18 protein-coding genes and 1 tRNA gene are annotated in these 19,190 nt (G+C 58.8%); 10 read left to right on the top strand and 9 right to left on the bottom strand.

The features are described from left to right. Positions 1–22: 22 nt before the first annotated feature. Positions 23–1,645, bottom strand: a complete 1,623-nt coding sequence (locus tag JNJ45_06415; GenBank protein MBL8048299.1) for a type II/IV secretion system protein — start codon at positions 1,643–1,645, stop codon at positions 23–25. Between the two features lie 178 nt (positions 1,646–1,823). On the opposite strand from JNJ45_06415, the gene JNJ45_06420 reads away from it, so the two are divergent. Both JNJ45_06420 and JNJ45_06425 read left to right on the top strand, forming a co-directional pair. After that, the gene (locus tag JNJ45_06420; GenBank protein MBL8048300.1) at positions 1,824–2,318 is read left to right on the top strand and encodes a hypothetical protein; all 495 of its coding nucleotides are present in this window, start codon (positions 1,824–1,826) and stop codon (positions 2,316–2,318) included. A gap of 39 nt (positions 2,319–2,357) precedes the next feature. Beyond that, positions 2,358–2,444, top strand: a tRNA-Leu gene (locus JNJ45_06425). A gap of 76 nt (positions 2,445–2,520) precedes the next feature. Here the strand turns inward: JNJ45_06425 and JNJ45_06430 are convergent. The 6 genes from JNJ45_06430 to JNJ45_06455 form a co-directional block, all read right to left on the bottom strand. Then, positions 2,521–3,288 carry a PEP-CTERM sorting domain-containing protein gene (locus tag JNJ45_06430; protein ID MBL8048301.1) on the bottom strand — a complete coding sequence of 256 codons (768 nt, stop codon included), beginning with the start codon at positions 3,286–3,288 and terminating at the stop codon, positions 2,521–2,523. 249 nt (positions 3,289–3,537) lie between these two features. Beyond that, the gene (locus JNJ45_06435) at positions 3,538–4,734 is read right to left on the bottom strand and encodes a hypothetical protein (GenBank protein ID MBL8048302.1); all 1,197 of its coding nucleotides are present in this window, start codon (positions 4,732–4,734) and stop codon (positions 3,538–3,540) included. A gap of 101 nt (positions 4,735–4,835) precedes the next feature. Further along, positions 4,836–5,840, bottom strand: a complete 1,005-nt coding sequence (locus JNJ45_06440; protein MBL8048303.1) for a class I SAM-dependent methyltransferase — start codon at positions 5,838–5,840, stop codon at positions 4,836–4,838. A gap of 20 nt (positions 5,841–5,860) precedes the next feature. Then, positions 5,861–6,685: a carbohydrate ABC transporter permease gene (locus JNJ45_06445; GenBank protein MBL8048304.1), complete on the bottom strand. Its 825-nt coding sequence runs from the start codon at positions 6,683–6,685 to the stop codon at positions 5,861–5,863. Further along, positions 6,682–9,117, bottom strand: a complete 2,436-nt coding sequence (locus JNJ45_06450) for an extracellular solute-binding protein (GenBank protein MBL8048305.1) — start codon at positions 9,115–9,117, stop codon at positions 6,682–6,684. The genes JNJ45_06445 and JNJ45_06450 overlap by 4 nt, the downstream gene beginning before the upstream one ends. Next, positions 9,095–11,473, bottom strand: a complete 2,379-nt coding sequence (locus tag JNJ45_06455) for a hypothetical protein (GenBank protein ID MBL8048306.1) — start codon at positions 11,471–11,473, stop codon at positions 9,095–9,097. The genes JNJ45_06450 and JNJ45_06455 overlap by 23 nt, the downstream gene beginning before the upstream one ends. Positions 11,474–11,596: 123 nt before the next feature. Between JNJ45_06455 and JNJ45_06460 the strand changes: the two genes are divergently transcribed. The 6 genes from JNJ45_06460 (at position 11,597) to JNJ45_06485 (ending at position 15,885) form a co-directional block, all read left to right on the top strand. Next, positions 11,597–11,881: a hypothetical protein gene (locus tag JNJ45_06460; GenBank protein MBL8048307.1), complete on the top strand. Its 285-nt coding sequence runs from the start codon at positions 11,597–11,599 to the stop codon at positions 11,879–11,881. A 35-nt stretch (positions 11,882–11,916) separates the two neighbouring features. After that, a complete protein-coding gene (locus JNJ45_06465; GenBank protein MBL8048308.1) occupies positions 11,917–12,972 on the top strand; it encodes a LacI family DNA-binding transcriptional regulator in 1,056 nt (351 codons plus the stop codon). Beyond that, positions 12,973–13,779, top strand: a complete 807-nt coding sequence (locus JNJ45_06470) for a prepilin-type N-terminal cleavage/methylation domain-containing protein (GenBank protein ID MBL8048309.1) — start codon at positions 12,973–12,975, stop codon at positions 13,777–13,779. Between the two features lie 4 nt (positions 13,780–13,783). Then, positions 13,784–15,067 (top strand): hypothetical protein, encoded by a 1,284-nt coding sequence (locus JNJ45_06475; protein MBL8048310.1) that lies wholly within the window; start codon positions 13,784–13,786, stop codon positions 15,065–15,067. 61 nt (positions 15,068–15,128) lie between these two features. Further along, positions 15,129–15,656, top strand: coding sequence for a nuclear transport factor 2 family protein (locus JNJ45_06480; GenBank protein ID MBL8048311.1), 528 nt, complete (start codon positions 15,129–15,131; stop codon positions 15,654–15,656). A gap of 34 nt (positions 15,657–15,690) precedes the next feature. Further along, on the top strand, positions 15,691–15,885 hold the full coding sequence (locus JNJ45_06485; GenBank protein MBL8048312.1) for a hypothetical protein: 195 nt from the start codon (positions 15,691–15,693) through the stop codon (positions 15,883–15,885). Here the strand turns inward: JNJ45_06485 and JNJ45_06490 are convergent. Both JNJ45_06490 and JNJ45_06495 read right to left on the bottom strand, forming a co-directional pair. Further along, positions 15,882–16,850: a PEP-CTERM sorting domain-containing protein gene (locus JNJ45_06490; protein MBL8048313.1), complete on the bottom strand. Its 969-nt coding sequence runs from the start codon at positions 16,848–16,850 to the stop codon at positions 15,882–15,884. The two genes, JNJ45_06485 and JNJ45_06490, sit on opposite strands and share 4 nt — an antisense overlap. Before the next feature lie 304 nt (positions 16,851–17,154). Next, positions 17,155–17,871 (bottom strand): CHRD domain-containing protein, encoded by a 717-nt coding sequence (locus JNJ45_06495; GenBank protein MBL8048314.1) that lies wholly within the window; start codon positions 17,869–17,871, stop codon positions 17,155–17,157. Between JNJ45_06495 and JNJ45_06500 the strand changes: the two genes are divergently transcribed. Together JNJ45_06500 and JNJ45_06505 are read left to right on the top strand one after the other, a co-directional pair. Then, positions 17,870–18,169: a hypothetical protein gene (locus JNJ45_06500; protein ID MBL8048315.1), complete on the top strand. Its 300-nt coding sequence runs from the start codon at positions 17,870–17,872 to the stop codon at positions 18,167–18,169. The two genes, JNJ45_06495 and JNJ45_06500, sit on opposite strands and share 2 nt — an antisense overlap. Before the next feature lie 19 nt (positions 18,170–18,188). Further along, positions 18,189–19,187 carry an isocitrate/isopropylmalate dehydrogenase family protein gene (locus JNJ45_06505; protein ID MBL8048316.1) on the top strand — a complete coding sequence of 333 codons (999 nt, stop codon included), beginning with the start codon at positions 18,189–18,191 and terminating at the stop codon, positions 19,185–19,187. Positions 19,188–19,190: the final 3 nt, after the last annotated feature.

Consider the following 19,190-nt stretch of genomic DNA (forward strand, 5'->3'; position numbering starts at 1 on the left):
GGCAGGTTTCAGGAAATCTGTACTATGCGTACAGAACGCGCAACACTTCGTCGATCGTTGTTTGCCCGAGCATGATCTTCTGCACGGCATCTTGCTGCAAGGTGCGCATGCCGTTGTTTTGCGCAAGTCGACGTAGAATGTGGCTTGGCGAGCGCAGGAGCACCTCGTCGCGAATCTCGTCCGAGAACATCATGATCTCGTGCACGCCGGTTCGGCCCTTATATCCGCCGCCCTTACACTTGTCACAGCCTTCGCCCTTAAACACGGTGAGCACGCCGTTTGTCTCGGTGCCGACCTCTTCGTCGAGCGGCAAGCCTTGGCGCACAATTGACTCGCGATTCGTCTCGACCGGGCTCTTACAGTGCGGGCAGAGATTTCGCACGAGTCGCTGGGCGAGTACGCCAATAACCGAGCTCGAAATCAGGAATGGCTCCACCTCCATATCAATCAGGCGGGTGGCGGCCGAAGGCGCGTCGTTGGTGTGCAGCGTGCTCAAGACAAGGTGACCCGTGAGCGCCGCTTCCATGGCAATGGAGGCCGTTTCGTTGTCGCGAAGCTCGCCGACCATGATGATGTCGGGGTCTTGGCGGAGCATCGCCTTGAGGCCAGCGGCAAAGGTCATGCCGGCGCGGTTGTTCACCGAGCACTGGTTGATCCCGTCCAACTCGTACTCCACCGGGTCTTCGATGGTGATGATATTGCTCTGGCCGGTGTTCACGCGGTTCAGCATCGAATACAGCGACGTGGACTTACCCGAGCCCGTGGGACCGGTGACGAGGATGATCCCGTAACTCCGGTTGCACATGTCCTCGATAATCCGCAGGTTATGCGGCAAGAAGCCCAGCTTGTTCAGGCCGACATTGATGCCGCCCCGATCCAAAATCCGCATGACGATCTTTTCGCCATAGACGGTCGGCAACGTGGAAACCCGGAAATCGTATTCCTGGCCATTCACCGTGCTGGATATACGGTTATCTTGCGGCACGCGCTTTTCCGCGATGTCCATGTTGGACATGATCTTGAAACGGCTGGAAAGCGGGGCAATGACCTTGCGCGGCAGGCGCATAGCCTCCACGAGCACGCCGTCAATGCGGTAGCGCACCACCAAGTCGTTCTTGCGCGGTTCGATGTGGATGTCACTCGCCTTATCCGAAACGCCTTGGCCGACGATCATACTGGCCAGGCGAATGATCGGCGCATCATCCATGTCCTCGCCGTCATCATCGTCTTCGTGTACGGCCGTGAAGCTCACGTCGTCGAGGTCGTTGATGACGCTGGAGAGGCGCGCCGACACCTCGTTCTCCTGCACGTAATACTGCAGCAGAGCGGCGTCAATGTCCTCTTCGACCGAGATGAGCGCTTCGATCTCGTAACCCGAGATCATGCGGAGCTCGTCCAGCACAAATACGTCGAGCGGGTTCGCGAGAGAAACGAGCAGCTTGCCTTGGTGGATGACGAGCGGGAGAGCGCGGTATTTTTTGGCTTGTTGCGGGGTCAGCGTTTCGAGCGCTTCTTGCGACGGCATGCGCTCGCTGAGGTCAACATAGGGGATTCCCCACATCTTGCCGAGCGCCTTCACCCGATCGCGATCGGAGAGGTAGCCCATGTTGACGAGGATGCGGGCGATGGGTTCTTTCCCACCCATTTCACGGAATTTTTCCTGAGCAACACGCAGTTGCTCAGCCGTGACTAGACCATCCTCCAAAAAATTTTCGCCCGAAAGCATGTGCTGAACCCGAGGTTCTTATGCCATTTCTAACGGGAAGCGAGCCCGGTAATTATTGTGGTTCCCGCCACGCGAGCAAGCCGTCTAAACTGAAACCATGCGAAAAACGCTTCTTGCTTGTCTCCTCGTCGGTGCGACCTTCTCCACGCCGCTTTTGCTTCGCAGCCAAACGATGCAGGAGACGCCCAAGAGCGCGCCCCGGCGCGCTAATCCGTTTGCCAACTTGGGCCAGCTGACAGTCCGCGCCCAGCACGAAGTCGAGGGCAAGGCTTCTGCGTTTGCCCCCACGCTGGAACAACTGGAAACCTTCGGCGTGAAGAAGCTGGAAGGCGTGAAGTTGGAGGGCAATCTCCCCGGCGAGCTCGTGATTTCTTCCAACTCGTTCAAGTCCAAAGTGAACGGCGACACCATTTTTAGTATCGAACTGCGCGTGGTGCGTCCGGTTAGCATGCTCGGCACCGTCGAGGTCGTCGAAGCAACCGTCTGGAGCAATTCGACGGTTGGCCGCTCGACTGACTCAAGCGCGGCCACGGACATGATGGAATCGGTCGGCGACATGCTGACGAACCTGCGCAAGGACCTCGAAGGCTAAGCGTCGCCGTTCGGCGGCTGGTATAATTTTTCTTCACCTGCCCAGGTGGCGAAATTGGTAGACGCGCTAGTTTCAGGTACTAGTCCTCGCAAGGGGGTGAAGGTTCGAGTCCTTTCCTGGGCACCAACAGTTTAAGCACAAGCAAGCCCGATGCAGAGTTGCATCGGGCTGTTTGTTTTCCGAGGACGACGAATCGCCTGACTTAGCTGCGCTTGCGTCGCAGAAGAGCCACGGCGCCGATGGCGAGGGCAGCAATGCTGCTCGGCTCGGGCACGGCGGTTTCGGTGAAGCGAACCAGGTTAAAGGTCACGCTGCTGTCTTGAGGGGTTGTTGCGTTTTGGATGATCGGCTGGAAGTAGAAGCCAAGTTCCATTTGCGGATCGTACATCGGGCCGCCCCAGTTACCGTTGATCCACGGCGACTGGTAGCTACCAAAGGTCAGGCGTTGCACTGAGTTCGCACCAGCAAAGTGATATTCCAGGCTCATTCGGACCGTGGTACCGAGCGCGTAGCTCGCGCCTTGGGCAACGAAGTCGTGACCCGGCAGCACCCAGTCGGCGCTGGTTTGGATCGCGGTTTGCGTCGGGCTGTGGCTCACGTAGTACTGCGACTCGGGGCGGAAGCCTCGGCTGTTGTCGTACTTCATGAGAAGACCAGCTTCCACGCGGAAGCTTGAGCTCATGGTCATGTCCCACTCAAGCGTAAAGCTCTTGCGACCATTAATTTGAGCCTTCGTCACGCCGCCGTCGCTCGACAGCCAAGCTGCGTAGCGCTCGCCGTACTGTTCGCCGCCTTGCACCGGAGCTTGGTTAGCGATCGACATCGTGGTCGACGGGAATGCACCCGAGTTGGAGAACGTACCAGTGGTGTTGGAGAACAACGATTCCACCTTGTAGCCGTTAATCGAAACAGCGTGAGCACTTGTAGCAAGGGCGACACTGCCAATCATCATCAAAGTTGCTTTTTTCACAATATTCCTCTGTGTAGCCGGCCTCGCCCTTACGGGCCGCCGGACCCTCTCTTTACGGCAATTGAACCTTACTGAAACGGTTCAGTTGCTTGTTTCTATTCTATCGCGAGTTATGACAAAACGGTGAATTTTAGGGAGAATCCCGTAATATTGCGTGCTTGGCCTTGTCACAAATTAAGGCCCGCCTTTGCACAAGGGGTGTGCGGGCGGGCCTTTGAGGTTACTGCAGGGGAACCTGCAATCTCCTGCTTAGGGGGTGTCGTCGCCGAGATCGAACGCAGCGGCAAGACCGGCGTAGTCGGCGATGTCAATGATCGAGTCACCGTTCAGGTCGGCGGCTGCGTTCCAGTTTCCGCTCGACGGTTCTGCATCAAATGCGGTGGCCAGAGCCGAGTAATCAGCAATGTCCACGATCCCGTCGTTCACGATGTCACCGTTCGGCAACGTGAAGTTCAGGTTCGATGCGCCGTTGTTGAGCACCATCGTTGCCTTGCGCTTCAGCCAAGCTAGACCGCCGTCAGCGATCACGGTGTACGTGCCGTTGGCGAGGGCCGTGTTGAAGCTGTAGCCGCCGCTCGCGTTGAGCGTGCCGCTGGCCGTGCCGACCTGCGTGAGACCGCTATAGATGGTGAAGTTCACCGTGCGACCATTGACGGCTTGCGACCACGTATTGAGGCCAACCGTACCGCTGACGGTCGGCTGACCGCCAAGCGTGCCCGTGAAGCTAATCACGTTGATGGCGCAAGTGGTGTTGTGGTTCGGATTCGCGGCTTCCACCAGAGGTTGGAAGTAGATGCCGAGCTCCATTTCGTCGTCGTAGACCGGGCCGCCCCAGTTGCCGTTAATCCACGGCGAGTAGAACCAGGTGCCATCGGCATTGCGGTAGCCAAGGCGTTGGACCGACGTCATCGGTGCGGCGTCAATGTAGTCGTATTCAAACTTCATGTGCACGACTTGGTTGTTCAACAGAGTTCCACCGTCCGCAGCGAAATCGTAGAACGGAAGGCACCAGTCCGCCGAGGTTTGGATAACCGGAGCTTCGATTTGCGGCTTGAACTTCGCGTAGTATTGCGAGGTCGGGAAGTACTGGTTCGGGCCCGGGTTGCGGACGCTGTATTGGAACAGCAAGCCACCCTCCACGTCGCGCTGAGCCGCTGCGTCGGTGGTCGTGTGCATCGAATACTCAATCGAGAAGTCTTTCTTGCCGTTGATCTTAGCTCGGGTGAGGCTATCCGCCGAAAGCCAAGCGATGAACCGCTCGCCGTACGTGTTGTTGGCCGTATTGTTCTGGTTCAGAATCTGCATCGTGACCGACGGATAGGTGCCGGAGTAAGAGAAGGTTCCGGTGTTGTTGTTCCAGCCGTTCTGCACGACGAACGAATTGATTTGCGCGACCGCTGCAGTGGCGCATGTGGCGAGCAGACAAAGGGCTCCTAATGTTCTCATGATCTTTCCTCGTTGAAATCGTTTCAGGTTACTGAATCGGTTCAGTACCAATAGATTGTACGCGAAAACCTGAAAATTCGAATGACTTTTCGATGAATTTTCTAAAGCTTGCCGCCGAGTCGCTTCGCAACACTGGCGCGTAAACGCACCAGCGGGCGTCGCAGGCGCTGCACCAATCGCATAAACGGCGATTCCCACCGGACGAAGTAGTCTTGCACCCGCTTGGCTTCCCCGCTCGAATTCGACTCCGTGGGCGCGGAGCGGCGAAGCACTGCGACCAGCCGCTCGTCCCCGACAATGAGTTCCAGACCCGCTCGCGCGGCCAGCGCTTGCAAGGACCGGAGCGTGAAGTGGTAGGTGTGCGCGATGTGGAAGTACCGCCCCGCCTCGCGATAGTCATCCAGCGCGCGCAGCGTGCCCGGCACCTCGATGAACATCACGCCGTCGGGGCTGAGCAAGTTTGCCCAGTTTTGCAGCTCGGCGAGCGGATCGAGCGTGTGCTCTAGCACGTGCCGCGCGATCAATAGGTCCGCACCGGATAAATCAAAAAGCGCATCGGATGCGCCGGCCCGTAGGTCGAGCCCATCCGCGCGACCGCGCTGCAGGTAGTCATCGCCAAAGTCGCATCCGGCAACTTCCCACCCCTCCGCGCGAAACGCGCTAAGGACGCCGCCCGCGCCACACCCGATCTCGAGCACGCGGCCAGGGCGCAAACCTGGCGCCCGCAGGCGTAGGTAAGCAAGAATGCCCTTCCCTTCGGCCTGCTGATTGGCAAAGAACTCGTCGGAGGCTTGCTTCGCGCCGAAGTAAAGTTCGCGGTAGTAGTCGCGGTAGAACAGCGCTTGGCTGGCGGCGTCGAACACCGGGCTCGACCACAACAGCCCGGTCTGCGGGCAGAGGTAGGTCGAAATCGGAAAGCCGTAGCGATCGCGCTCGCCGACCAGCGTCGCGGTTTCGCGCGGCGCGCCACTCACGCAGTCCACCTCCACCAGGTTCAAAATCCCTTCCGCGAGCGCCGCATCAACGCGCTCTTTGGCCGCTCGCTGGGTCGCATTGAGGGCGATGAGCGGCTCGGCCGAGGCACGAAGAGATTGCAAAAGCGGCATGTCCGCCCGCGAGTCTACCGTCACTTCATCCCGGTCATCGAGATTCCTTTCACGAAATATCGCTGACCAAGAATAAAGATGATGATGAGCGGGATCGTGACCAGCACGGTGCCCGGCATGAGCAGGTGCCACTGCGCGTTGAACTGAGAGTTGAACGTGCTGAGGCCGAGTTCCAGCGTCTGCTTGTCCACGTCGTTCAGGTACAGCAGCGGACCCATGAAGTCGCGCCACGCACCGATGAACGAGAAGACCCCGACCGTCGCGATGACCGGTCCACAGAGCGGGAACAAAATCCGCCAAAAAATCTGCATGTGGCTCGCACCGTCAAGCGTCGCCGCCTCGTCGAGGTCCCGCGGCAGGCCCATCATGAACTGCCGGATGAGGAAGATGTTGAACGCGCCGCCGCCCAGATACGCCGGGACGATGAGCGGCAGGTACGTGTTGATCCAGTGCAGATGCTTGAACAGCACAAACGTCGGGATCAGCGTGACCACGCCCGGCAGCATCATCGTGCTGAGTAGCAACACGAACAAGCGGTCGCGGCCTTTGAACTTGAGCCTCGCAAACGGATAGGCGACCAGCGCGGCGCTGAGCACCGTGCCCAGCGTGGCCAGAGTCGCGATCAAAAGCGTGTTTTGGAAGAACCGCCCGAAGCTCATGTTCGGGTTCGAAAGCACCTCCTTGTAGTTGTTGAGCGTCGGGTTTTGCGGAGGCGACCACACGCTGGTCGTCGAGATTTCGCCCGCCGTTTTGAGGCTCAGCGAAATGGACATGAGGAACGGCGCGAGGAACACCAAACTGCCCGCGATGAGCAGTATCGTGACCAAGATGCGGGTGGCTCTCACTTGGCCTCCGCTTCGTAAAACACGTACTTGTGGAGCTTAAACTGCACCGCCGTGAAGATCATGATGATGACGAACAGAATCCAGGCGAGCGCCGAAGCGTAGCCCATGCGCAGGTTCGTAAACGCCTGATCGTACAGGTGCAGAATGTAGAACCGGGTGGCGTCGTTCGGACCGCCGCTTGTCATGACAAAGGCCGAAGTAAAGGTCTGGAAGCTGCCGATTACGCCCGTGATCAGGCTGAAAAAGAGCGACGGTGTGAGCAGGGGGAAGGTGATGCGCAGGAACTTGCGGACCGGTCCGGCGCCATCGATTGTTGCCGCCTCGTAATACATCTCGGGGATGCCCTGCAGGCCCGCCAGGAGAATCACCATGCCGCCGCCAAGACCCCACAGCGACATCACGATAAACGCGGGGAGCGCGAGTTTCTCGTTGCCGAGCCAGTTGGCCGGTTCGGTGCTGCCAGTCACCGAGGTCAGCAGCGAGCCCAGCCCGAACAGGTTGCGCGTGCCGTCGGGCCCGTAGATCACGGCGTTGAGCAAGCCGCCATCGGGCTGGAAAATCTTCCGCCAAATGAGCGCCGTCGCCACCACGCTGGCCAGACTCGGCAAGTAGAAAAATGTGCGGTACAGCGCAATGCCGCGCACTTTCGCGTTGAGCAAAAGCGCCAGCATCAGCGAGAACATGATGCCGAGCGGCACGGAGACCACCGTGTAGATTCCGGTAACCGCGAGGGTCTTCCAGAAGCGCGGATCGCCGCCGCCCGCCTCGGTAAAGTTGCCCACGCCACGCCATTTAGCCGGCGTAATGATGTCCCAATCGGCGAAGCTCATGATGAGCGAGAGCACCATCGGGCCGATCGTAAACACGAGCATCCCGATGATCCAGGGCGTGAGAAACTTGAACGCCGCCCGATTGTCCTGTCGCTCGCGGCGCGTCATCTTCCACTTCGCGTCCGGGCGAAACACCCACGTGGCGATGCCCGCGAGCAAAAGCGCTCCCCCAATAAGGCCCGCCGACCAGTTGATCTTTGGTAACTCCTGCTGACGCAAAATCTCGTTGAGCCGCGCCGTGGCGTTGGCTTGACCTTCTTTGAGACCGGCTTCGGCCCCCATCGAGCCGTTGAAAATAACCTCGGTTTTGGAGGCGACAAAGCCGTTGATTTCGCTCCAATAATCCGCACTCGGGGTGAAGACCACGTACGGAATCGCACGATCCGTGAGGATTCGCGACGGCGGATACTTCTCGGCTCGCGGGGCGTCGGCGGCCGGAATCCACGGTTGAGTCACGGCCAGGTGCTGAATCGCGGGCTGAGCCAATCCGGCCCGAGCCATGTCTTTCATGCCGACTTCGCCGGCCATAAACTGGGTGAGCAGCCAAGCTTCCTTGGGATGCTGCGTCGTGTTGACGATCGCGTAACCCGACCCGCCCGTCGGCATCGCGCGAGTGATCTTGCCGGTGCCGTCTTGGTATCCCGGCGCGAGCGCGATATCCCACTCAAAGAACTCTTTGGAACCCGGCACCAGGGTCTTGCGGAAGTTCGGCACCTCCCAGATTCCGCTCTGGAACATGGCGACCTTTTGCTGCAAGAACAGGTTCGAGCTGGACGATTGCAGCACCGAGGTGATTTCCTGCGGGTTGGGCATCCAGCCGCGCTTGTTGGCCAGGTCCGCCGCCCACTGGAACGACTTGATCATCTGCGGATCGGCGTAGTTGAGCTTGGTCGGCTGCTCATCGTTATTCGCGTAGCGCATGCCCTGCGAAAACACGACCACGTCTACCCACGCCATCATCCAGCCCGGGACGAAGCCCCATTGGACGGGTTTGCCCGCCTTGTTTCGCTTCGTCAGTTGTTGCATCACCCACAAGAAATCTTTCTCGCGAAGCTCTGGCCGCGGCTCCCAACTCCAGGTCCAGGAACCATCAGGATAGGGGATTCCGGCCTCGCCGAAGAGGCGCTTGTTGTAGTAGATCAGCCCGATCGGGGCAATGTCGCGCGGCAACACGTACATGCTGCCTTGATAAGTGAAAGCGCGCCGAATCGGCTCGTAATAATCCTCAACCTTAAAGCCCGGAACGTCGCCATAGAATTGCTCAAGCGGCAACAGCACGCCGCGCTTGGCGAACTTTTGATAGAACGGCGGCTCCATCATCGCCACGTCGGGCGCGACTTCGGCCGCGTACTGCGTCAGAAGCTTCTGGGTGTAGATGCCGTACGGAACGTTTTCAAGTTTGACCTTGATATCGGGGTACTTGGCTTCGAATTTGTCGACCGAAGCGCGGATCACCTTCAGCGCTTCGTCCCCGTCCCACACCACAAATCGGATGGTGACGGGGGCCGACACGGCGTGCGCGGCGGCCATCAACAGAACCCAAAGGAGACAGAGTTTGCCGATGACGCCGCGAGCCATGCTATTCGATTGCCAAAGCTTCAATGGTGCGAGTTTGACCTAATCCGGAGGCGGCGATAGGGCCGCTGTGCGGTTTTCCGTCCACGCGAATCTCATGCCGTTTGCCCGGCTCGATCCGAATGTTAAAGGTATCGCCCCGGAACTTGCGCACAAGGCTGATTTCGCCAAGCGCAGGAATGTCAGTCGGTTCGATCACCAATCCGGCAAAGGTCGCGCGAACGCCGATAATCCAGCGCACCGCGGTGCGACGCATCCACGCTGCCGAACCCGTGTACCACGTCCAGCCGGCGCGTCCTTCATAGGGCGAATCCGGTCCATCCACGTTGCCCGGCATTACGAATGGCTCGGCTTCGTAGCTGTCTACATCGCGCAGACCGCGGGTCGGCAACATGCCCTGATACAGTTCGTAGGCGGTGGCCATTTCGCCGCGCTGGGCAAAAGCCTCGATCGCCCACGTGCTCGCGTGGCTGTATACGCCGCCGTTTTCGCGCATGCCCGGCGCGTAGCGAGTGATGTAGCCCACGTAGGGATCCACATTTCGGAACGCGGGCGCGAGGAGCAAGGCACCGTACGGTTTCACCAACCGATCGCGCACGTTATCGAGAGCACGGTCAATGCGCTCGGGCGACCCAATTCCGGTAATGGCGGCCCACGTTTGCGGGTTCAGGAATATGCTGCCTTCGGCGCATTCGGCGGCCCCAAACGGACGGCCATTGTCGCTGGTTCCAGCGATGTACCAATCGCCATCCCAGCCAAACTCCTCCACGGCGGTTTTGAGCGCGGCGGCGCGACTGCGATACTCGGCGGCCTTCGTTGAATCGCCACGGGTGTCAAGCACTCCGGCCATCCCGCCGAGAATCTGATAGAGGAACATCGCGAGCCAAACCGACTCGCCCTTGCCGTCGATGCCGGTGTGGCTGAGGCCGTCGTTCCAATCGCCGGCGCCGATGAGCGGCAGCCCACGCTCCGATTGCCGTGACAGACTACGATCAATCCCGCGCAAGCAGTGATCGAGCAACGTTCCAGATTCGCTACTGAACTGGCGAGTTGCCCGATCGAGGTAGCGGCAGGTTTGGTCGAGCGCGCCAAGATCGGCGGTTTCTTCTAGGTAAAGCAATGTGCCAAATGCGAGCCAAAGGCAGGTGTCGCTGTGGTGGCTTTCGGCCACGATATCGCTGTTGGGGTGCCACCAGTGCCGCACGCCGCCATCGATGAACATCGCTTCCGCGTGAATGATCAGCTGCTTGAGCGTGAGTTCGGGCTCAGTTTCCAGATAGACCAAGCTATCCTGCAGTTGGTCGCGGTATCCGTACGCGCCGCCCTGCTGATAGTAGGCCGAGCGGGCCAGAATCCGCCCGGTTTCCGCCTGATACGGCAGCCAAGCGTTGTTCATCAGGTCGAACTCGGCGTCGCCCGTCTCAATCTTCATCTGCCCGTTGCGGGCGCGGAAGTAGGCCTGCGTGTCCGAGAGCCGGGCCTCTACTGTGCTCACCGCGCATTGACCGGCGACGGCTTGGGCGTCTTCTTGGGTGCGTTCCATGCCGAGAGTCACGGCAAAGGTGTGCTCCTCGCCGGGACCTAGTTCGATCTCGGCGGTAAACGCGCCCACCGGGTCGTCCCAACGGCCCGTCACGCGCGGCGTGGTGCCATCGGTGACGGCCTGAGGGCGAGCCAAGTTGCCGGCGCGGCCCACAAACTGAAGCTTATCGGTGAAGAACTTGAGACCAGCCAAACCCTCCACGTGGAGGTAGGCCACGCTCGGCGCTTCGGGCGCTTCGCGGGTGCCTTCGCTCAGGCCGCGCCGCTTCCACGCAAACAGGGTTTTGGGTTCGGTATCGAGACTCACGAACAGGCGATGGAACTCGCGGTGCCATTCCGATTGGTTGCCGAGAAACCATTCCAGGTAGCCGCCAACGCGATACGTGCGGCGGGCGCTAGTCGAGTTGCGGATGGTGACCAGCCAGTGCTCGTGGTCGCCCTCGGTCGGGACGAACACGGTGTGCTCGGTTTCGCATGTGGCGAACGAGCGGCGATACGTCATGTAGCCGAGTCCGAATTCGACGTCTTCTTTTTGCGCCGGGCGGCGTGTCGGAGCGAAGGTCGTGGACTCCACGTCACCCGAGCCCAGATCGGTGACAAAGATGCTGCGACCGTACTGGTCGAGCACCAGGTCTTGCTCCCAGCGCGTAAGTCGCTGAAGTTGGCTGTTGCCGACCCATGAGAATCCACCGCCCATGTGGCTGATCACCGCGCCGTACGAACCATTCGAAAGCACGTTCGCCCACGGGCGAGGCGTCAGGATATTGCGCAAGTGGAAAGCGCCGGTCTCGGGGTGAAAGGCGCCGTACGGGTGCTTCCCCTTAATGAACGGGGTTTTCACTACGGCTGAGTATAACTGAGAGCTCACATCCAGACTCACGATTGGCCTCCAAAGGTCATGGCAAAGCGTATTCTATCACACAACTGAACCGTTTCAGTAAACCTGGGTTATAATGCGCATGAAATGAAGAAAATCCTGGTAATTGCCTTGTTTCTCGTTCAAATCGGCCTGGTCGGCTGCTCCGGTGGCGCCAAAGATCCGCTGAATGACGAGGCGTATATCAAGCAGTCCGAAGAGATCGGCAAACAAAAACGCGAGATTTTCCTGCGGGCCGAAGGCGATTACACCAAAATGGTAGATGGGGATCGAAAGACATATCTCTCCTTTTTTGACAACGAAGAAGACGCCCGCGCGTTCTGGGACATCATGAAAAATCCTCCCGGCGGCGCTCCTGGCGGAACGAAATAGCCGCCCCATCGGTCTAACACTGAAACGGTTCACCAATGACAAAGCGAATTACCATAGCGGACGTAGCTGAACGAGCGGGCGTGGGGAAAGTCACGGTCAGCTACGTGCTCAATGGTCGAGCCGACGAAATGCGGATTTCCAGCCAAACCCAAGAGCGCATCTTGGCCGCGGCCAAAGAGCTGGATTACCGTCCGAATGGCGTGGCCCGCATGCTCTCCCGCAAGCAGAGCGATATCGTGGCCGTCATCTTCCAAGACCCGAACTACTTCTCTCTCGGCTCCACGTTTCTCAACGAGGTCCTGCACGGCGTTTGCCGCGAGTGCGTAGAACAGAAGCTCGACCTGATGCTTCACACCCGCCCCTCGGAGAACGTGTTTGACGAAGCCAACGCGCTTTCGGATGGCCGCATTGATGGCCTGCTGGCGCTTCGCGATGAAGATGATGCGACCCTCCGCGCGCTGATTCGCCGCAAGTTCCCGCTCGTGCTGTTCTTCAGCCGACCGCTCGATCCCGACATCGCCTATGTCGATTGCGACAACTATACTGGTGGCAAAATCGCCGCCCAGCATTTGCTCTCTCTGGGTCACAAGCGGCTGGGCATGGTCGTCGGGCCGCAAAAATCGGTGGACTCCGCGGACCGCTACCAAGGATTTGCCAGCGTGGTGCAAGCCGCTGGGCACAGCATTGACCCGGCGCACATTGTGCCGTTCAATTCGCCCAAGGCGAGCGCCGAAGATTTCGCCGCCTTGCTCAAAAAGAAGGATCGCCCGACGGCGTTCTTCGTGTGGAGCGATGACGTAGCCTTCGAATGTATGAAGGTCGCCAAGGGCATGGGGCTTCGATTGCCCGAAGATTTATCGCTCGTGGGGTTCGACAGTACTCCCGCGTGCGATTTGGTCGAGCCAAAACTCACCAGTATTCGTCAACCCGTGGAGGACATGGCCCGTGCGGCCACTCGGATTCTCGCGGCCATTATTCGCGAGGAGGAAGGCGAGGCGACACACCTCGTGTTTCCGCCTCAACTTGTCGTTCGGGCGTCAACTGCCGCTCCGAGCGATGCTCGCCATTCTATTCAAGAGGACATCATCTAAATGCAACAACGACGTGCGTTCACTCTCATTGAACTTCTCGTGGTCATCGCCATCATCGCGATCCTGGCCGCGATCCTGTTCCCCGTTTTCACCAAGGCCAAGGAGGCAGCCAAGGTCACCGTGTCCATCAGCGGCATGAAGCAAGTCGGCACGGCTTGGTTTTTGTACAACAGCGACAACGACGACCAGTTCTCGCCGCGCCGAATCGCGGCCAGTTCGGCCGCCGGCAACGGCGAGCTTTCCTGGAAGCAGATCATTTTCCCGTACGTCAAGAGCATTGACGTGTTCCAGGACAAGGTGAACCCCGCCGCCAAGTATCCCGACGACACCAGCGACACCGGCTACCGCGCGAGCCTCGGTCAAGTCGTGGTTGGTCCGCGCATGGCCCGCGGATACGCCTATTACGATATGGCGTTCCTCGTGAACAGCGACTTCAACTCGCGCAACTATTCGCCGAGCCAAGTCGAAAACCCGGCCGACGTCATCACCATCTTCGAACACAAGCGCGCTTGGGTGGATGGTGGCCCCTGGCTTAACTGGAATCTCAACGAAATCGACCCTATCCTCGGCGGCCGCATCGGCAACCGATTTGGTTATCCGTGGGGCGGAAAGAAGTGGGAAGAAAAGGCGATGATTGTCAGCTATGTGGACGGTCACGTGAAGCGCGCCACCACCGGCTCCATCTGTGGTCGCCCGGACTCGCTGAACCAGTGGAACTACATCAAGAACAACCTGGCCACCGACGCCCTTGGCGACATCACGTGGATGGACACCTATTGCTCGACTCGCCCGGCCGCCGTTCAGTAAGCGCATGATCCCTTCCCTGCTCCTCGCTGGCCATCTCGCGATGGCCGCTCCTCAAAGCCTGACCGGACAAGCACTGCTCGACGATCTCTCCAAGAAATCTGTCCAGTACTTTTGGGATCAGTCCCATCCGAAGACGGGCTTTACGCGCGATCGCGCGGCCAACGAGGGCACGCAGGGACCCAACAACGTCAGCAGCATCGCCGCCACCGGCTATGCTCTTTCGGCCTATGCCATCGGCGCTCAACGCGGCTGGCTCAATCGGGATGAGGCGCGCAAGCGAGTCATCACCACGATCACCAGCGTGCTGAACCTGCACTCAGGCAAGAACGGCTGGTACTACCACTTCGTGGACTGGCAAACTGGCCAGCGCGTGTGGAACTGCGAAGTCTCCAGCATCGACTCGGCCATCTTCTTTGCTGGCCTGACCGTCGCGGAGCGCGGATTCAACGATCCCAAGATCTCGAAGCTCGCCGAGCAAGTGTTCTCCCGCGTGAACTGGAACTGGATGCTCACCGATGGTGGCGCTCAGCCGAACAGCCTGTACTTCAATCACGGTTGGAAACCCGAGGGCTTCCTCAACTACCGTTGGTCGGGCTTCTGCGAGATGCTGTTCCTCTACATTCTCGCGTACGGTCATCACCCCACCATGCCGCAGGGCTCGTGGAACGCGTTTGCGCGGCCATTGGTGACCTACAACACCACCGAGTTGCTCGCCGGTGGCCCGCTGTTTATGCACCAAATGACGCAGGGCTTTTACGATCTCAAGGAGTATCGCGACGAGCTCGGCTACGACTACTTTGTCGAAGGACGCAACGCCACGCTCGCCAACCGCCAGTACTGTCTGAACAACCCGCTCGGGTTCACCGGCTACGGCAGCAACATTTGGGGGCTGTCGGCGTGCGACATCCCGGGCGGATACGGCGCGCAGGGCGCGCCCGGCTGGATCAGCGACAACGGCACCTTGGCGCCGGCGGCGGCCGTGGCGAGTGTGATCTACACTCGCACGCTCAGCATCCGCGCGGCCGAAGCTTATCTGCAAAACTATCCGGCCAGCTACGGTCGCTACGGGTTCACAACTGGCCTCAACCCCAGCCAAAACTGGCGCTCGCCCGACGTGATTGGGATTGACCTGGGCCAAATGATGCTGAACATCGAGAACGCGCGCGACGGCATTGTTTACAAGTGGACGATGGGAAATCCGAAGACGAGAACCGCCTACGACAAGATCAAGCTTCGCCGGACGGCGGAAGGCGTTTGGGAAACTCGCCCGCTGCGCCTGACAAACTAGGCTTGGAAAAACTCAAGAACACCTAGACAAACGATCCGCGACCAAGTATGATGGAGTTCTTATGAAACGCATCATTGTTTCGCTTACGGTTTGCTCTATCGCCGCGCTGTCGCTTGCGGGCGGTCTCAAGGATATGGTCATGGCGACCAATAACGCCGTGATCAAGGCGATCAAGGCCAAGGACGTCGCCGCTTTCGAAAAGGCCGTCAAACCGACCGTCACCAAGGACTTCAAGTACATCGAAATGGGTCGAACCATGGACTATAAGACCATGGTCAGCAACATGAAGATGGGCTTCCAAATGATGGACAAGGTCGAAAAGGCCGAAGTCAAGCTGATTTCCTGCAAGGAAAGCGGCAACAAGGGTACGGCCGTTTACGTCGTTGACATGGTCAACACGATGATGGGCGAAGACAAGAAGGTCCATAAGATTGGCTTCAAAGGCAAGTCCACCGATATGTACGTGAAGGTCAACGGCAAGTGGATGTGCAAGCAAATGACCTGGACCGAAGTCGTGATGACGATGGACGGCAAGCCGTTCGACCCCAGCAAGATGGCTCCTCCCGCCAACACCGGCAAGGGTAAGTAAATCCTTGCGAGATGAGCTTTACCTTGACAGCCCGGTGAATCAGCCGGACCGGGAAGCTCATTTAGACGAAGCCCTGAACCAAGCTTGGGTTCAGGGCTTTCGTTGCGTCGTCGTCGAGATCGCGATGGACGACTCCGACTTTGTGTCGCTGGCCAGGGCTCGTCGGGCCGAGTTTCTGCCGATCCAATGCGGACTGGCCGAAGTTCGGTTTCGAGCCCCGCGCGACTAGTTCTTTCGGCGTCGGAGCAGCAACGCCGCGCCCGCGGCCAAGGCGATCATCGAAGCCGGTTCGGGCACCATTGCCAAGTAGCCCATGTTGTGGCCGGTGGCAAAGTTGCCGTTCGAAATCCAGAGACCGCTCGAGAATCCGAATCGCTCAATCTGGTTGGATTGGTGACCCGAGACAAACATCTCGTTACCGTCCGGGCTAAACGCAATTCCGAGAGCCGAACTGGAACTTGCAACCGCCGTATGTCCGGTCGGCATATAATTCGCGTCGAAGTCAATTCGGCGCACCTGTCCGCTTTGGAACACAGTCGCGTAGATGGAGTTTCCGCGACGCGCCATTTGGTGCAATGCGCCACCGCCAATGCTAACGATGGTTGTGCCTCCAAACGAGTTGGCCAAGATATCCGTCACGCGGAGTTGCCCACCCGCAGTGGTCTCCCACAACTTCTTTCCGTCCGGTGACACCCAAGCATCGCGCACGTCGCCACTGGCCACGCCACCGATATCTACGTAGCCCGAACCCGTGTCGCGGTAGCGGCGCGTGCCATTGCTCACCGTGGTTTGGAACAAGTCGCCGTTCGGAGCGAAATTGCCGCCATGGAAGCCCTGGTAAGCAGGCGACGATTGCGTAGCGATGGTGGTCGGCGCGCCCAGCGACGAGCCATTCCAGGCCATTTTTTGGACCGAACCCTGGCCAATCGTGTTGCCGTGCCGGTTCATCACATACAGGTTGTTGTTGCGATAAACAAGACCTGCCGGGTCGTGAAGCGCGGACGCCGCCACACCAGGGCCGGCAATGGCGGGCGCGTTATTGCTGGCAAAGTTGTAACGCTGAATGCCTCCGTAGGCAGCCGTGTTGCCGCCTTGCGAAAAGGCGTTGGTCTCAGCCGCGAAGATTGAGAAGCCGGCAAAGGCAAACTGCCCGAGAATCAGAACAGATGATGAGAGAATAAATTTGTAGGTCATGGTTCACCCATCAGTGTTATATCCGGCCATCGCTAAATTTGCGCTAAATGAAATGCCAAAAAATGGGTAGCCGCCAAGCTCGCCGGCGACTACCCCAGTAAGGTTGCGGGGAACCTACTTGCGGCGTCGAAGCAGCAATACAGCGCCCGCGACCAGTGCGCCCAGTGTCTTTACAGATTTCATAGCATTGGTTTTTGAGTCGGGCAACTCTCTCCAATGCCAGTATAAGTGCCGTACTCGCAAAAACTTCCTTTCCAACTGGATTGTTCAGGCAATGTTCATGGAGTTGAGGCTGATTGTCGCCTCAGGTGCCTTTTCGGCGACGGCAGAGTAGCAATGCTGCTCCTGCAATCCATGCACTGAACATGCCGGGTTCGGGGACCGGTGCCAAATTCGCGCGAAGTTCACCCCCTGTAAAAGCCGAAGAGCGAACATTAAAATAGGCCCGGTATGCGAGCATCCTTCCTAGCAGCTGATGGTAAGCGCGAAAGGTCGTACCGCCACTTGCAGCAATAAACGCCGGGTTGTATGTTGATGATTGCGCGAGACTGTAGGTCATGTCCATCGACCCGCTCTGAACTCCCAGCGGAAATCCGCTAAAACTGGGTGCCTCAGTAGCCGCAAGGCCATTTGTGGCGTTGCCATTTGAATCATGAATTTGAGCCCCTGTCGTATTGCCTGCTAGACCCGCAAAGTTTAGGCGAATTCGCATGGTGTGGATGCTGGTATCCACCACGATGAAAACGTGTCCCGTACCGGTGGACGAATTGGCGGGGACCACTGTTGCTCCGCGAAGGGTTCCGGTGAAAAAATATAAGTTTGCTTGAGCCAAGCCGGCGACTTGGACCACCCCAAAGAACAGAAAGACCTTAAAAAACCTCATATCAGACAAAGAGCCAATGCCCTCTCCATCTGCATTATAGTGTGCAATTGTCAGAAATCCGCACCTTTGAGTCGAATTTTCTGATGGGTCGGCCTCGGACAATTCCACCACCGCAGGCTTCATAATCGGAGTTGACATGACCTTACACGGCGTTGACGTTTACATTTGGTCGGCCGAAACCCCCGACCTACCCAAGGAGCACGGCCCCATGAAGTTGGAGCTCATCTCGAACCGCGGCACGAAAATTTATCCGGGTCCGGCCCCCGATATCAAGCTGCTGGATTGGCCGCGCTGCCGCTTCACCAGCGACGACGTGGTGACCAACGAGCAGATTCAGGCGCTGTTGAACGACCTCACCGCCGCCGGCCACACCTGGACGAAGTGCCAAAAGCTCTTCCGCGACAACGGGACGAACCTTTACTCCCAACCCTATTAAGAGGATTTAGAACGAACACATGGCACACAAAGTAGCTCTCGTCCGAGGCGACGGAACCGGCCCCGAGCTGGTCGCCGCCGTCGAAAAGATCATCAACACGGCCAAGGTCAACATCGATTGGGTTGACGTAGAAGCCGGTCTCAAGTGCGTGGAGGCGGGCAAACCCATCGTCCCCGACGAGACCATCGCGACGATCAAGGAACTGGGCATCGGTCTCAAGGGCCCGATGACCACCCCGATCGGCAAGGGTTCGGTTTCGCCGAACGTAACCCTGCGCAAGAAGCTCGACCTGTACGCCTGCGTGCGTCCGGTCAAGTCGATGCCCGGCGTCGAAACTCCGTTTAAGAATCTGGACATCGTCATCTTCCGCGAAAACACGGAAGACCTGTACGCCCAGATTGAATACATGTGCACGCCGACCGTCGCCCACAGCGTCAAGCTGATCTCGGAATACGGTTGCGAGCGCATCATCCGCGCCGCGTTTGAATACGCCGTCAAGAACAACCGCAAGAAAGTGGTCGCCGTTCACAAGGCGAACATCATGAAGGTGGCCGACGGCCTGTTCCTCAAGACCTTCAACCGCATCAAGGAAGAGTATCCGCAGATTGAAGCTTGGGACAACATCGTGGACAACCAGTGCATGCAACTGGTGACCCGTTGGAACCAGTACGACGTGTTGGTCACCCTCAACCTCTATGGCGATATCGTGAGCGACCTCGCCGCCGGCATGATGGGCGGTCTCGGCGTCGCGCCGGGTGCCAACTACGGCGAAGGCTGCGCACTCTTTGAAGCCGTTCACGGCTCCGCGCCGAAGTACACCGGCCTCAACAAGGTCAACCCCACCGCGCTGTTGCTTTCGGCAACTTTGATGCTTGAGCACTTGAAGGAAAACGACGCGAAGGCCCAAATCGAGGGCGCGCTCCTGGCGACGCTCGCCAAGGGAATTAAGACCTACGACGTCGGTGGCTCGGCCACGCTCAGCGACTTCGCCGACGCGATCTGCTCGGAACTTCGCTAAGCC

Source organism: Chthonomonas sp. (genome assembly GCA_016788425.1).
GTDB lineage: Bacteria > Armatimonadota > Fimbriimonadia > Fimbriimonadales > Fimbriimonadaceae > JAEURQ01.

What these genes read in the sequence shown, in the direction of transcription:
- JNJ45_06495 (MBL8048314.1), bottom strand. Translation starts at nt 17,871, where the DNA reads ATGTCAACTCCGATTATGAAGCCTGCGGTGGTGGAATTGTCCGAGGCC.
- JNJ45_06500 (MBL8048315.1), top strand. Translation starts at nt 17,870, where the DNA reads ATGACCTTACACGGCGTTGACGTTTACATTTGGTCGGCCGAAACCCCC.
- JNJ45_06470 (MBL8048309.1), top strand. Translation starts at nt 12,973, where the DNA reads ATGCAACAACGACGTGCGTTCACTCTCATTGAACTTCTCGTGGTCATC.
- JNJ45_06440 (MBL8048303.1), bottom strand. Translation starts at nt 5,840, where the DNA reads ATGCCGCTTTTGCAATCTCTTCGTGCCTCGGCCGAGCCGCTCATCGCC.
- JNJ45_06490 (MBL8048313.1), bottom strand. Translation starts at nt 16,850, where the DNA reads ATGACCTACAAATTTATTCTCTCATCATCTGTTCTGATTCTCGGGCAG.
- JNJ45_06435 (MBL8048302.1), bottom strand. Translation starts at nt 4,734, where the DNA reads ATGAGAACATTAGGAGCCCTTTGTCTGCTCGCCACATGCGCCACTGCA.
- JNJ45_06505 (MBL8048316.1), top strand. Translation starts at nt 18,189, where the DNA reads ATGGCACACAAAGTAGCTCTCGTCCGAGGCGACGGAACCGGCCCCGAG.
- JNJ45_06465 (MBL8048308.1), top strand. Translation starts at nt 11,917, where the DNA reads ATGACAAAGCGAATTACCATAGCGGACGTAGCTGAACGAGCGGGCGTG.
- JNJ45_06460 (MBL8048307.1), top strand. Translation starts at nt 11,597, where the DNA reads ATGAAGAAAATCCTGGTAATTGCCTTGTTTCTCGTTCAAATCGGCCTG.
- JNJ45_06415 (MBL8048299.1), bottom strand. Translation starts at nt 1,645, where the DNA reads ATGGGTGGGAAAGAACCCATCGCCCGCATCCTCGTCAACATGGGCTAC.
- JNJ45_06480 (MBL8048311.1), top strand. Translation starts at nt 15,129, where the DNA reads ATGAAACGCATCATTGTTTCGCTTACGGTTTGCTCTATCGCCGCGCTG.
- JNJ45_06420 (MBL8048300.1), top strand. Translation starts at nt 1,824, where the DNA reads ATGCGAAAAACGCTTCTTGCTTGTCTCCTCGTCGGTGCGACCTTCTCC.
- JNJ45_06475 (MBL8048310.1), top strand. Translation starts at nt 13,784, where the DNA reads ATGATCCCTTCCCTGCTCCTCGCTGGCCATCTCGCGATGGCCGCTCCT.